Genomic DNA, 13,145 nt, shown 5'->3' with positions numbered 1-13,145 from the left:
GCGCCACGGGGGCAGCGCATGGTATGCTCCGGGCGTCGTCAGCAAGCGAGGAAAGCGGAACACATGAAGCAGCCGGCACGCAGGCGGCGGTACCGATGGTGGCTGGCGGCGCTGGTTCCGCTGCTGCTGGCGCTGGCGGCCGGTTTCCTCATGTGGCGCCCGGCGCTGCAACCGGTTCCGGTCGCGCCTGCCCGTTTCGACACCGCGCTGGTCGCGCGCGGCGCCGCGCTGGCGCGGCTCGGCATGTGCGCCTCGTGCCACACGCGCGATCCGGCCCGCCCGCTGGCCGGCGGCGTGGCCCTGCAGACGCCCTTCGGCACCATCCACGGCGCCAACATCACGCCCGATGCAGGCACCGGCATCGGCACCTGGAGCTACGCCGCCTTCGAACGCGCGATGCGCGAGGGCGTGGCGCGCGACGGCCACCTGCTGTATCCGGCCTTTCCCTATCCGCACTACACCCGCCTGGCCCAGGACGACATGCAGGCCCTGTACGCCTACCTGATGACCCGTCCGGCCGTGGCGGCGCCCGCGCGCGAGAACCGGCTGCGCTTTCCCTTCGGCTACCGCCCGCTGCTCACATTCTGGAATCTGCTCTACCTCGACACCTCGCCCTGGGCGGCCGACACGAGCAAGCCGGCCGACTGGCAGCGCGGCGCCTACCTTGCCAATGCCCTCTCCCATTGCGGCGCCTGCCACACGCCGCGCGGCGCGCTCGGCGCCCTCGACCTCGGCCGCCACCTCGATGGCGGCGAGAGCGGCGACTGGTATGCGCCGGCGCTGAATGCGCGCTCGCCTTCGCCCATGCCCTGGACCCGCGCCCAGCTGCTGGATTACCTGCGCAGCGGCAGCGCAACGGGGCACGCCATCGCGGGCGGCCCGATGCAGGCCGTGGTACGCGAACTGGCCGAGGCGCCGCCGCAGGACGTCGCCGCCATCGCCACCTACATCCACGGCTACCTGGCGCAGGCGCCGGCGCGCGCCACCCCGGCGCGGCAGGCCGCCAGCCTGCCCCCGCCCAGGGACGACGACCCCGACCTGGCGCGTATGCGGCTCGGCTACACTACCTACACCATGGCCTGCGCCAGCTGCCACGAAGCGACACACGACGGGAGCCGCGGCGCCAGCTCGGGCGCGGCGCTCCGGCTGCAGCAGGCGGTGGCGCTGTACGACCCGGACCCGCGCAGCCTGCTGCACATCGTCCACGGCGGCATCGCGCCGCCGGCCGGCGAAGCGGGACGCGTCATGCCGGGCTTCGCCACGGTGCTCGGCGACGCCCAGCTGACCGCGCTGGCCGCCTACCTGCGGCGCTACGGTGCCGGCGCCGAACCCTGGCCCGGGCTCGAGGATGCGGTCAAGAACAGGAGAACGCCATGAGCAGGTTCCAGCTGCAGGTCAACGGCAAGCCGCACAGCGTCGAGGTCGATCCCGACACACCCCTGCTGTACGTGCTGCGCAACGACCTGAAACTCAATGGCGCCAAGTTCGGCTGCGGCCTGGGCCAGTGCGGCGCCTGCACCGTCATGCTCGACAAGGAGGCGGTCATGTCCTGCCTGGTGCCGGTGGCGCTGGTGGGCAGCCGCGCCGTGCGCACGGTGGAATCGGGCGGCACGCGCTGGGTACCGAGTTCGGTGCTGCAGCAGGCCTTCCTCGACGAGCAGGCGGGCCAGTGCGGCTACTGCATCGCCGGCATGGTCATGCGCGCCACCGCCCTGTTCGAGCAGGTCGCTTCGCCCACCGATGCCCAGATCCGCAGCTGGATGCAGCCGAACCTGTGCCGCTGCGGCAGCCACCTGCGCATCCTGCGCGCCGTGCGCCGCGCCGCAGACGTGCTGGCGGCCCAGCCGATCCGGAACTACTGATGCGCGCGTCCTCTACTGCGCATCCGGGACGGCGCCGCTTCCTGGCCGCCGGCGGCGGGCTGACCCTGTCCTTCGTCATTCCCCTGCAGGCCGCGCCGGGCGCGCCGGGCAGCCTGGCCGACACCCCCTTGCTCGACGCCTGGGTGCGGGTGGGCGCCGACAACCGCGTCACCGTCTTCACTGGAAAAGCGGAACTTGGCCAGGGCATCAAGACCGCGCTGCTGCAGGTGGCGGCGCACGAGCTGCAGATCGATCCCGGGCGCCTGGTCCTGATCACGGCCGACACCGAACGCACGCCGGACGAAGGCTATACCGCCGGCAGCCACTCGATGCAGGACAGCGCCACCGCGCTGCGCCACGCCTGCGCCCAGCTGCGCGCCCTGCTGCACGAGCGGGCGGCGGCGCGCCTGCAGGTGGGCGCCGCCGCGCTGGCGCAGGACAACAGCGTGTTCCGCGCACCCGATGGCCGGCGCGTGAGTTTCGGCGAACTGGTGGCGGGGGGCGACCAGCACCTGCGCGCCAGCGCCGCCCTGCCGCCGCGCATGGCGAACGCACGGCGCTGGATCGGCGCCACGCTGCCGCGGGTCGACCTGCCGGGCAAGCTGAAAGGCCAGCTGGCGTATATCCAGGACATCCGCATGCCGGCCATGGTGCATGGCCGCGTGGTGCGGCCGCCCGCGCCCGGCGCACGCCTGCTCGGCGTCGACACCGGTGCGGTGGCGCGCATGACGGGTGTGCTAGAGGTGGTGCGCGACGGCCGCTTCCTGGCCGTGATCGCCGACGAGGAATACCGCGCGGTGAAGGCGGCGAAAGCGCTGGCGCAGGCGGCGCGCTGGGAACTGCCGGCGCCGGCCGCGCAGCCCGGCGACATCGCGGCGCTGGTACGCAGCCTGCCCGCCCAGCCACGGCAGGTGCTGGCGCGTGGCGCCGCGGGCGCGCCCGGCCGCACCCTGCGCGCCACCTACACCCGTCCCTACCAGCTGCACGCCTCGCTCGGCCCCTCGTGCGCGATCGCCCTGCGCGAGGGCGGCCGCTATACGGTCTGGACCCATGCCCAGGGCGTGTTTCCGCTGCGGCGCGCCCTGGCCGAGCTGCTCGACACCGCCGAGGCGTCGATCCGCTGCATCCATGCCGAGGGTGCCGGCTGCTATGGCCACAACGGCGCCGACGACGCCGCGGCCGACGCGGCCCTGCTGGCGCGCGTCTTCCCGGACGTGCCGGTGCGGGTGCAGTGGATGCGCGAGGACGAACATGGCTGGGAACCCTGCGGCCCGGCGATGGTGGCCGATGTCGCCGCCACGCTGGGGGCGGACGGCAGGATCGCCGACTGGCAGTACGAGGTCTGGAGCCAGGCCCATGCCACCCGCCCCGGCCGCGCCGGCAACCTGCTCCCCGCCACCCTGCTGGCGCGCCCCTTCGCCCCGCCCCTGCCGAAACCGATCCCGCAGCCCGACGGCGGCGGCGACCGCAACGCGATTCCGTATTACGCGCTGCCGAACGCGCGCGTGACGCACCGCTTCCAGCCGGCTGGCCCGCTGCGCACCTCGGCGCTGCGTTCGCTGGGCGCCTATTGCAACGTGTTCGCGATCGAGAGCTTCATGGACGAGCTGGCGCGCGCGGCGAACGCCGATCCGGTCGCCTTCCGCCTGCGCCACCTGGACGACCCGCGCGCCGCCGCCGTGGTGCGGCTGGCGGCGGCCAAATTCGGCTGGAACGGCTACCGGCGCGGCACCGGGCGCAACCCGCGCCGCGGGCGCGGCTTCGCCTTTGCCCGCTACAAGAATTCGGCCGCCTACTGCGCCGTGGCGCTGGAAGTCGAGGTGGCGCTGGAAACCGGCTTCGTGCGCATCCTGCGCGCCGACGCCGCCGTCGACTGCGGCGAGGTCGTCAGCCCGGACGGGGTGCACAACCAGATCGAGGGCGGCATCCTGCAATCGGCCAGCTGGACCCTGCTGGAAAGCGTGCGTTTCGAGGCCGGCCGGGTGGCCAGCCTGGACTGGGGCGGCTATCCGATCCTGCGCTTCGACGGGGTGCCGGAACGCGTCAGCGTGCACCTGGTGGACCAGCCCGGCCAGCCCTTCCTCGGCACCGGCGAAGCGGCCCAGGGGCCGGCGGCGGCGGCGCTGGCGAACGCGGTAGCCGACGCCTGCGGGCTGCGGGTGCGCGACCTGCCGCTCGACCGGGCGCGCATGCGCCGCCTCGCTACCTAGGCGAGCGGCGCGCCCCCGCTACGCCTGCCTGGTTTCCTTCAGTACCGGGCTGGCCTGTGTCTCCGGCACAGGCGCGCGCAGGCCGGTGCGCAAGCTGGCTTCGCGGTCGATCAGGAAGGCCACCAGCAGCACCAGGCCGGTAAACGTGGTGCTCAGGTTGCGCAGTTCGCCGGTGGCGCAGAAGGCCAGGAACAGCGGCAGGTTGACGATCGCGCAGATCGCCAGGTGGCGGCGCACCAGGCGCGGCGCCAGCGGCCAGGCGCGCCACAGCACGATCCCGAGCAGCACCAGGGTGCCGACAAAGGCGCGCGACGGACCGACCAGGCCATACGTGGTCTCGACCCGGAAGTACGGGTTGCCCGAGAAGTAGGCCTCGATATTGGTCATGAGGTGGAATTCGAGCGCGCCGCCGACCGCGTCCAGGTAGGCGAACTTGAGCGCCACGTTCATCAGGCCCGCCAGCGCCACCAGCAGTCCCACCGCGCACCAGGCCATGCGGCGCGTGAAGCGCTGGCGCAGCAGCGGATACAGGGCCGGCAGCACGAAGAAGAAGGTCTCCTTGTTCAGGGTCGCCACCAGCACCAGCGCGGCCAGCACCAGCAGGCGCCCGCGCAGCGCCAGCAGGAAGGCCAGGCTGGCGAACAGCAGTTCCACCGTATCGTAGAAGTAGCCGCCCACCGTCTGCAGGTAGGGGAAGCTGAGGGCGAACGCGGTTGGCGCCAGTATCGCCGCCAGCGGCGAGACGTTGAAGTGCAACAGGATCCGGCGCAGCACGAACAGGCTCCCCAGCAGCGACAGGAAGCTCAGGTAGTACACGATCGCGTAGCGGAAGCGCTCGCCCGGCGTGTCGCCCGGCTGGCTTTTCGCGAACACTTCGTCGGGCCGGAAGCGCTTGGCGACGCGCTCCTTGAGGCGCTCGGAGGCCGCGGCATCGAGGCGGCGCGCCAGGTCGGGCACCAGCTGGCGGTAGACAAAGGGTTTGTGCGCGGCGTTCTCCAGCATGGCCGCCACGCCGAAGCGCGGGTCGCCATCGCGCAGGCCCCATTTGCCGGCAAAGCCGGAAAACGCGGCGGCGGCCACGATCCAGAAGAAGGCGAACAGCAGGAAGGCGCTGGCGGCGCGCGACATGCCGCGCCCGGTGGTGGCGGTGTTCGATGGCGAGAGATGGACGGTGTCGGCTGGCATGCTGTGGACCTTATTCAAGCCTCGCCATGGCGTCAACTGCCGCAGCGCAACTGGCGGCGGATTGTAGCCGCCCCGCGCCATTTCGTCACCTGCCGGCGCAGCCGCCCGCCCGTTTCATGCCGGATGGGCAGCCTTCCAGAACATGTAGGCAGCCAGCGCATACAGGATCACGGAGAACACCTTCTGCAGCTGGCGCACCGGCATGCGGTGCGCGGTGCGCGCGCCGAGCGGGGCCATGCTGACGCTGGCCAGCGCGATGATGGCCAGCGCCGGCACGTAGATGAAGCCGAGCGAATACGATGGCAGTCCCGGCTCGCCCCAGCCGAACCAGATGTTCGAGAGCGTACCGGCGAGCGCGATCGGAAAACCCAGCGCCGCGCTGGTGGCCACCGCGTTGTGGATGCGTACCCCGCACCAGGTCATGAAAGGCACCGAAACGAAGCCGCCGCCGGCGCCGACGATGCCCGACAGGGTGCCGATGAAGCCGCCGGCCGCGAACATGCCCGGCGCCGCCGGCAGCGTGCGCGCGGCGGCCGGCTTCTTCCCGACCAGCATTTGGGTGGCCGAGAAGGCAACGAACACGCCGAAGAAGGCCGCCAGCACGGTGGCGTTCATCTGCTTGCCGATCCAGGGCCCGATCCAGGAGCCGAGCAGGATGCCGGGCGCGAGCAGCTTCACCACCGGCCACAGCACGGCACCGTGCTTGTGGTGCGCGCGCACCGAGGACAGCGAGGTAAACAGGATGGTGGCGAGCGAGGTGGCGATCGCCATGTGGATGGTGAGTTCGGGCGGGAAGCCGCGCGCGGTGAAGATCATCGTGATGAAGGGCACCAGCACCATGCCGCCGCCGATGCCGAGCAGGCCGGCCGCGAAGCCGCCGAAGGTGCCCATCGCCAGCAGCGCCAGGATCAGGGTGAAGTCCATCAGCGCTGCCCTTCGCGCAGCAGGGCCACGATGGCGTTCCACTGCCCCGCCGTCACAGGCGACACCGACAGCCGGCTGCCCTTCTGCAGCAGCACCATGTCGCCAAGCGCCGGGACGCTGCGCATCTCGGCCAGGGTCAGGTAGCGCCCTCCTTCCACGGCGCGCACGTCGACCGAGATCCAGCGCGGGTGCGCCGAGGTGGCCTTGGGGTCGTGATAAGGAGAAGAAGGGTCGAACTGGGTCGCATCCGGATAGGGGCCGCTTGCCACTTCGGCGATGCCGGCCACGCCGGGCACCGCGCAGCTGGAGTGGTAGAACAGGACGCCGTCGCCGACGGACATGGCGTCGCGCATGAAATTGCGCGCCTGGTAGTTGCGCACGCCGAACCACGACACCGTCCGGCCTGGCGCGGCCAGCACGTCGTCGAAACTCGTTTCATCCGGCTCGGACTTCATCAACCAGTACGCCATTCCCTCTCCATCACCAGCGATCCATAAAAAAAAGCGGCTGCGTACCGGAGTGCGCAACCGCTCGTGTGTGTAGCCCCGCCTGTGCCGTTTTTGCCGGCATCCCGAACCAAACGGTTCCAGGTGGTCGCAGTCAGTTCAATTTCGGGTTCGTCGGACTAGCGACGCTCACGCCCACCGAACATGTCCCGCAACCTATGCACGAAAATGGTTCAAGGAATATATGGCAAATCTCGAACACCGCAGGGTAGTGCGCAGTTTACTCGCTTGGCCCGTCATGTCAAACGAATTTGACCTTCAAGACAGATTTTCCTGGGGCGAGAGCGCCTTGTCGAGGACGGTGTGCATCGCTTCCAGCTTCTGCTTGACCTCCAGGATCGACATGTCCGACAGCGGGCCCTGGGGCGATTTCACCGACAGGAATTCGGCCGCCACGCTCAGTGCCGCCATCACCGCGATGCGGTCGGTGCCCTTCACCTTGCCCGAGTCGCGCAGCGCGCACATCTTGCCATCGAGGTAGCTGACCGCTTCGCGCAGGGTGCGCTCCTCGCCTTCGCGGCAGGCCAGGCGGTAGGACTGGCCCATGATGCTGCAATCCAGGTAGATCATTGGGTGGCCTCGCTGGCTTCGTCGGTACCGTCTTCGGTTGGCGGGGCTTCCGGCGCGGGGAACTGTTCGAGCAGCGCCTCGACCCGGTGCTGGGCCTGGATCAGGCGTTCCTTGAACGCGAGATTCTCGGCGCTCAGCAGGGTATTGGCCTGGCGCAGCAGGTAGTTCTCGGCGCGCAGCGACTGGGCCAACTGGGCAAGCCGGTCGATTTTGTCGGAGAGGTCTTGAAATTCAGAAATCATTCGACACTATAGGACTGAGATGGTTTTTTCGTCAACCGAATCGCATCCCCCGAAGGCGTGGGATGCGGCGCGGACCGCGGCTGAAACAGGGCAAGCGCAAGGCGGGCACGGGCAGCGGCCTGCCGTGTGGCCGTCCCTGCCGGTTCCGGTGTACCCTGCCCGGCTATTGTCGTGGATGCCACAAGCGATAGTGTACAACCCGTCCAATCGCTTGTGCTCGCGCAAAAATGTCGGTTAGCTCCCACACATTCCCGCTTGAAAAGGGGTGTTATCGTCCCTATAATCACGATGCGTTAGCACTCGTTAGTTGAGAGTGCTAACAACCGGTATCCACCACATTCCAAGCCGGCGCCTTGTTGGCGGCGGCCCTGAATAGCTAGTCAACCACTATAAATAAGGAGTTTTGCATGAACCTTCGTCCTCTCCACGATCGCGTCATCGTGAAGCGTCTCGACCAGGAGACCAAGACTGCATCCGGCCTGATCATCCCCGATGCGGCCGCCGAGAAGCCGGACCAGGGTGAAGTCCTGGCCATCGGCAACGGCAAGGTGCAGGACAATGGCCAGGTTCGTCCGCTGGAAGTGAAGGTCGGCGACCGCGTCCTGTTCGGCAAATACTCGGGCCAGGCCGTCAAGGTCGATGGCCAGGAACTGCTGGTCATGCGCGAAGAAGACATCATGGCCGTCGTGGCCCTGTAATCGGCGCGCACCAAGCCTCCCCGTACCGCACATTCACGAATTCTTTCGGAGAAACTAGAAATGGCAGCTAAAGAAGTAATTTTCGGCGACGCAGCGCGCGCCAAGATGGTTGAAGGCGTCAACATCCTCGCCAACGCAGTCAAAGTCACCCTGGGCCCGAAAGGCCGCAACGTCGTGCTGGAGCGCTCGTTCGGCGCCCCGACCGTCACCAAGGACGGCGTCTCGGTCGCGAAAGAGATCGAACTGAAGGACAAGCTCATGAACATGGGCGCGCAGATGGTGAAGGAAGTCGCCTCGAAGACCAGCGACAACGCCGGTGACGGCACCACCACCGCGACCGTGCTGGCGCAAGCCATCGTCCGCGAAGGCATGAAGTTCGTTGCCGCCGGCATGAACCCGATGGACCTGAAGCGCGGCATCGACAAGGCTGTTGCCGCCACCGTCGAAGAACTGAAGAAGATCGCCAAGCCGACCACCACCTCGAAAGAGATCGCGCAAGTCGGCGCCATCTCGGCCAACTCGGAAACCTCGATCGGCGAGCGTATCGCTGAAGCGATGGAAAAAGTCGGCAAGGAAGGCGTCATCACCGTCGAAGACGGCAAGTCGCTGAACGACGAGCTGGACATCGTGGAAGGCATGCAGTTCGACCGCGGCTACCTGTCGCCGTACTTCATCAACAACCCGGACAAGCAGGTCGCCGTTCACGAGAACCCGTTCATCCTGCTGTGCGACAAGAAGATCTCGAACATCCGTGACTTGCTGCCGGTGCTCGAGCAAGTCGCCAAGGCCGGCCGTCCGCTGGTGATCATCGCCGAAGACATCGAAGGCGAAGCGCTGGCGACCCTGGTGGTCAACAACATCCGTGGCATCCTGAAGACCGTCGCCGTCAAGGCCCCGGGCTTCGGCGACCGCCGCAAGGCCATGCTGGAAGACATCGCCATCCTGACCGGCGGCCAGGTGATCGCCGAGGAAGTCGGCATGACCCTGGAAAAGGTCACGCTGAACGAACTGGGCCAGGCCAAGCGCGTCGAAGTCGGCAAGGAAAACACCATCATCATCGACGGCGCCGGTTCGGCTGAATCGATCGAGGCGCGCGTCAAGATGGTCCGCGTCCAGATCGAAGAAGCGACCTCGGACTACGACCGCGAAAAGCTGCAGGAACGCGTGGCCAAGCTGGCCGGCGGCGTTGCCGTGATCCGCGTCGGTGCAGCCACCGAAGTCGAGATGAAAGAGAAGAAGGCACGCGTGGAAGACGCGCTGCACGCTACCCGCGCTGCCGTCGAAGAAGGCATCGTCCCGGGCGGCGGCGTGGCCCTGCTGCGCGCACGTTCGAACCTGGACATCAAGGGCGACAACCCTGACCAGGACGCAGGCATCAAGATTGTCCTGCGCGCCATGGAAGAGCCGCTGCGCATGATCGTCCAGAACGCCGGCGACGAGCCGTCGGTCGTGGTCGCTGCCGTGATCGCAGGTTCGGGCAACTACGGCTACAACGCCGCCAACGGCACCTATGGCGACATGGTCGAAATGGGCGTGCTGGATCCGGCCAAGGTCACCCGTTCGGCCCTGCAGAACGCAGCGTCGATCGCCGGCCTGATGCTGACCACCGACTGCATGGTCTCGGAAGTCGTCGAGGACAAGCCGGCCGGCGGCATGGGCGGCATGGGCGGCATGGGTGGCATGGGCGGCATGGACGGCATGATGTAATCGTCCAAGGCCCCTGGCGCCGGTTGGTTCCGGCGCCGTCCTGCCGAAAAGCCTGTAAGGTTAACGCCTTGCAGGCTTTTTCTTTTGGAGGCGAGCATGGCAAGCGTGGACGCGGACGCACTCGAGAACGCGATGATCCTGGCCGACCCGCCGCACGCCGGCAGGGCCTGGGTCTGCCCCGCCACCGGCGCCATCCACCTGCGCGCCGACATGGTCGGCAGCCATGAGGCGCTGCCGGACGACATCCACGAAGCGGGCAGGTACATCCCGGTGCCGGGCGCCGCCCGCCTCGGCCTGGGCCGGGCCCTGGTGTTCGACTTCGTGCGCCGGCACATGCCCGGCGACGAAGCGGAGGTGCGCGCCCTGCTGCGCGGGCCGGGCGGCTTCGAACGTTTTGCGAAACTGGCGCAGGCACGCGGCCTGCTGGCAAGCTGGCATGCCTTCCGTCAGGAGCGCACGGCGGCCGCATTGCGCGCCTGGTGCGAGGAAAACGGCCTGGTGCTGCGCGCGTGACTGCTTGCCGAGGGCGTCATGCCGCCTTCAGCCCTTCCGCCGCCATCGCCGCCTGCACTGCCGGGCGGGCGGCCACGCGGTCGCGGAAGGCATTGATGGCCGGCCAGCGTTCCAGCGAGATGCCGAGGTAGCCCGCCCAGTTGGTGGTCACGAACAGGTAGGCGTCGGCGATCGTGAAACGCTCGCCCATCAGGTAGTCGCCCTGCGCCAGCCGGCGCTCGACCACGTCGAAGCGCTGGCCCAGCTGCTCGACGAACAGCGTCTTCGCCTCCTGCGGCATGACGGGCTTGAACAGCGGCGAGAAGCCCTTGTGGATCTCGGAGGTGATGAAGTTCAGCCATGACTGCAGCTGGTAGCGTTCAAGCGTGCCGTTGGCGGGCGCCAGGTGCGCGCCTGGCGCCTTGTCGGCCAATAGCTGCATGATGGCCGGGCCTTCGGTCAGCACCAAGCCGGCTTCGATTTCCAGCGCCGGCACGTAGCCGTTCGGGCTGACGGCCAGGAAGTCCGCGCCGCCTGCCGTACGCCTGGTGGCGATGTCGACTTTGTCGAGCGTGAAGGCCAGGCCTGCTTCGCGCAGGACGATGTGGGGAGCCAGCGAGCATGCGCCAGGGGAGTAGTACAGTTTCATGGAGAGCCTCGTATGGGTGATGGTTGAGCGTCCCGGCTGGGATGGGTGCTACTCTATCTATGCGCAAACGCAATTAAAATAGGCAGTCATGAAACCTCCGTATGCAAGAACGCAATCGAAGCTCGACCTGCCCGACCTCGAACTGGTGCTGGCCCTGCACCGTGGCCGCAACCTGGCCGGCGCCGCGGAGCGGCTAGGCGTCGATACCTCGACGGTGTTCCGCTCGATCAAGCGCATTGAAAAAGAGCTGGGAGAACTGCTGTTCGAGCGCAGCCGCCAGGGCTATGCCGCGACCGAACTGGGGCTGGAGCTGGCCGGCTACGCCGAGCGCATCGAGTCCCAGCTCGAGCAGGCCAGGGAAGCGGTCCTGCATACGGGGAGCAGTCCTTCCGGCACCCTGCGCATCACCACCACCGACTCGGTCATGCAGAGCGTTCTGCTGCCTGCCATGGCGAAGTTCGCCCTGCTCTATCCGGAGATCGAACTGGAACTGGTGGCTTCCAACACCCTGGCCAGCCTGAGCCAGCGCGATGCCGACATCGCCATCCGCGCCACCAGGCAGCCGCCCGAACACCTGGTCGGCGTGCGCCTCGGCACGCTGCAGGCGGCGGTGTACGCCAGCCGCGCCTACCTTGAAGCGCACCGGCACGTCCCGGACTACCGCGACATGGACTGGATCGCGCTCGACGCCACCCTGCCGGACCACCCGTCGCAGCGCTGGCGCCGCCAGCACCTGCCGAAGGTCGTGCCGCGCTACCGGATGAACAGCGTGCTGTCGGTGGCCGGCGCGGTGGTCCACGGCATGGGCGTGGGCGTGGTGCCGCTGGCGGTGTTCAAGGACAATCCGCTGGTCCAGATCGTCGACGGGCCGATCGCCGAACTGGAAACGGAGCTGTGGGCGCTGGCGCATCCGGACACCCGCCACCTGCAGCGCATGCGGGTGATGTTCGAATTCCTGCGCACCTCGCTCGGCCCGTTCATGTGAGGCTGCCGTCCGCCGGATGGCCTTCTCGCTCCCGGGCAGTCAGGACCGGAGGCGTGCCGCCACCCCGCCCGCCAGGCGGGTGCAGGCGGCGGCCACGCCATCCTCGCTGCGCATGTGCGCGGCCACTGCCAGCACATGGCCGCGCACCGCAGGCGCCGCTGCACGCTCGAAGAGGGCACCCAGCCGCGCGCCATTGAGCCGCGCCGCGTCCGTGCAAGCGGCGCCGATGCCCAGCGCTTCCATGCGCCGCGCCCAGAAGAACTGGTCGCCCGCGAAGGGAATCACCACCGAAGGTGTGCCCGAGCGCGCCGCCGCATGGGCGGTCCCGGCCCCGCCGTGGTGGACGATGAGCGCACAGCGCGGGAACAGCCAGTCGTGCGGGGTGTCGCCCAGCACGAAAAAGTTCGATGGCAGGCTGGCGGCGTCGATCCCGCTCCAGCCGGGATAGAACAGCGCCCGCCTCGGTCCGACCGCCTCTTTCACCGCACGCAGCAGGGCGGCGCGGTCGAAGCCGGCCATGCTGCCGAAGCCGACATACACCGGCGCCTCGCCCTCGTCGAGGAAGCGCTGCAGCGCGGGCGCTGGCGCTGACCCATACGCCCACCATGTTCCGCTTCGGGATGGCGACCCAGCCGCCCACCGACTTTGCACGCACGCTGCGCTTGTCGGCGGCCGAGCCGGCGCGGCCGGGCGAACCTTCCATCCGCCAGGTGCTGGCCGAGGTGGGCATCGATCCGTCCCAGGCAGCGCAACTGTCCGCCATCGCCCGCGATGCGCCCCACGGACTCGCCGGGCGCGTGCAGGCGCCGCTGCTGCTGGTCGCCGGCGGCAAGGACGACAAAGTCGACGTCGAAGGGGTCACCGACTACGTCGCGCGCCTGCAGGCGATGGGCAAGCCGGTGAGCCTGCTGGTTGATCCGGACGAGGGTCACAATGCGCGCAATCCGCTGGCCCGCAAGGCACAGCTGCAGCTGCTGCTGCAGATGCTGCACCGCCACCTCGGCGGCCCGCCTGCTCCACCACCAGACGCCGAGCTGGCGCACTACCTGGCCCGCAACTTGCGCGCCAACGGCGCCCTGGGACGGTGATTGTTGCTGCCGAAACACCCAAGGTAT

Annotated in this window: 15 protein-coding genes and 1 other RNA gene; 8 read left to right on the top strand and 8 right to left on the bottom strand. The window is 68.6% G+C overall.

Going from position 1 to position 13,145, the window contains the following annotated elements:
- Positions 1-63: 63 nt before the first annotated feature.
- Genes LE190_RS00970 through LE190_RS00960 form a run of 3 tightly spaced genes read left to right on the top strand, consistent with a single transcriptional unit; the run spans position 64 to position 4,072 of the window.
- Positions 64-1,377 carry a c-type cytochrome gene (locus tag LE190_RS00970; RefSeq protein ID WP_225236969.1) on the top strand — a complete coding sequence of 438 codons (1,314 nt, stop codon included), beginning with the start codon at positions 64-66 and terminating at the stop codon, positions 1,375-1,377.
- Positions 1,374-1,862 (top strand): (2Fe-2S)-binding protein, encoded by a 489-nt coding sequence (locus LE190_RS00965; RefSeq protein ID WP_225236968.1) that lies wholly within the window; start codon positions 1,374-1,376, stop codon positions 1,860-1,862. Before LE190_RS00970 ends, LE190_RS00965 begins: the two co-directional genes overlap by 4 nt.
- Positions 1,862-4,072 (top strand): molybdopterin cofactor-binding domain-containing protein, encoded by a 2,211-nt coding sequence (locus LE190_RS00960; RefSeq protein ID WP_225236967.1) that lies wholly within the window; start codon positions 1,862-1,864, stop codon positions 4,070-4,072. The genes LE190_RS00965 and LE190_RS00960 overlap by 1 nt, the downstream gene beginning before the upstream one ends.
- Before the next feature lie 18 nt (positions 4,073-4,090).
- On the opposite strand, the gene LE190_RS00955 is transcribed toward LE190_RS00960, so the two are convergent.
- From LE190_RS00955 to LE190_RS00930, 6 genes are all read right to left on the bottom strand, one after another.
- On the bottom strand, positions 4,091-5,257 hold the full coding sequence (locus LE190_RS00955; protein WP_225236966.1) for a hypothetical protein: 1,167 nt from the start codon (positions 5,255-5,257) through the stop codon (positions 4,091-4,093).
- A 114-nt stretch (positions 5,258-5,371) separates the two neighbouring features.
- Positions 5,372-6,181 carry a sulfite exporter TauE/SafE family protein gene (locus tag LE190_RS00950; RefSeq protein ID WP_225236965.1) on the bottom strand — a complete coding sequence of 270 codons (810 nt, stop codon included), beginning with the start codon at positions 6,179-6,181 and terminating at the stop codon, positions 5,372-5,374.
- Positions 6,181-6,651, bottom strand: coding sequence for an EVE domain-containing protein (locus tag LE190_RS00945; RefSeq protein ID WP_225236964.1), 471 nt, complete (start codon positions 6,649-6,651; stop codon positions 6,181-6,183). Before LE190_RS00945 ends, LE190_RS00950 begins: the two co-directional genes overlap by 1 nt.
- Positions 6,652-6,719: 68 nt before the next feature.
- A non-coding RNA gene (gene ssrS, locus LE190_RS00940) (6S RNA) lies at positions 6,720-6,900 on the bottom strand.
- Positions 6,901-6,945: 45 nt separating this feature from the next.
- A complete protein-coding gene (locus LE190_RS00935; protein WP_224947233.1) occupies positions 6,946-7,257 on the bottom strand; it encodes a cell division protein ZapA in 312 nt (103 codons plus the stop codon).
- Entirely contained in the window at positions 7,254-7,499 is a 246-nt protein-coding gene (locus LE190_RS00930) for a hypothetical protein (protein WP_225236963.1), read from the bottom strand. Before LE190_RS00930 ends, LE190_RS00935 begins: the two co-directional genes overlap by 4 nt.
- Positions 7,500-7,906: 407 nt before the next feature.
- On the opposite strand from LE190_RS00930, the gene groES reads away from it, so the two are divergent.
- The 3 genes from groES to LE190_RS00915 all read left to right on the top strand — a co-directional run bounded on the left by groES (position 7,907) and on the right by LE190_RS00915 (position 10,417).
- On the top strand, positions 7,907-8,197 hold the full coding sequence (gene groES / locus LE190_RS00925; protein ID WP_225236962.1) for a co-chaperone GroES: 291 nt from the start codon (positions 7,907-7,909) through the stop codon (positions 8,195-8,197).
- Positions 8,198-8,257: 60 nt separating this feature from the next.
- Complete coding sequence (gene groL, locus LE190_RS00920) at positions 8,258-9,904, top strand: chaperonin GroEL (protein ID WP_225236961.1); 1,647 nt, start codon at positions 8,258-8,260, stop codon at positions 9,902-9,904.
- Between the two features lie 96 nt (positions 9,905-10,000).
- Positions 10,001-10,417 (top strand): hypothetical protein, encoded by a 417-nt coding sequence (locus tag LE190_RS00915; protein WP_225236960.1) that lies wholly within the window; start codon positions 10,001-10,003, stop codon positions 10,415-10,417.
- Positions 10,418-10,433: 16 nt separating this feature from the next.
- Here LE190_RS00915 and gstA read toward each other — a convergent pair whose 3' ends face one another.
- A complete protein-coding gene (gene gstA, locus LE190_RS00910; protein WP_225236959.1) occupies positions 10,434-11,045 on the bottom strand; it encodes a glutathione transferase GstA in 612 nt (203 codons plus the stop codon).
- A gap of 88 nt (positions 11,046-11,133) precedes the next feature.
- Between gstA and LE190_RS00905 the strand changes: the two genes are divergently transcribed.
- Positions 11,134-12,030, top strand: a complete 897-nt coding sequence (locus LE190_RS00905) for a LysR family transcriptional regulator (RefSeq protein WP_225236958.1) — start codon at positions 11,134-11,136, stop codon at positions 12,028-12,030.
- Positions 12,031-12,069: 39 nt separating this feature from the next.
- On the opposite strand, the gene LE190_RS22135 is transcribed toward LE190_RS00905, so the two are convergent.
- A complete protein-coding gene (locus tag LE190_RS22135; RefSeq protein ID WP_439847453.1) occupies positions 12,070-12,570 on the bottom strand; it encodes a glycosyltransferase in 501 nt (166 codons plus the stop codon).
- Between the two features lie 41 nt (positions 12,571-12,611).
- Here LE190_RS22135 and LE190_RS00895 point away from each other — a divergent pair, with 41 nt between their 5' ends.
- A complete protein-coding gene (locus tag LE190_RS00895; protein ID WP_225238026.1) occupies positions 12,612-13,118 on the top strand; it encodes an alpha/beta hydrolase family protein in 507 nt (168 codons plus the stop codon).
- The last annotated feature ends 27 nt before the right edge of the window (positions 13,119-13,145 follow it).

It is taken from the genome of Massilia hydrophila, from assembly GCF_020208145.1.
Taxonomy (GTDB): Bacteria; Pseudomonadota; Gammaproteobacteria; order Burkholderiales; family Burkholderiaceae_D; genus Telluria; species Telluria hydrophila.
Note: the sequence above shows the minus strand (reverse complement) of the source record. Positions and strands in the feature narration are given on the sequence as shown.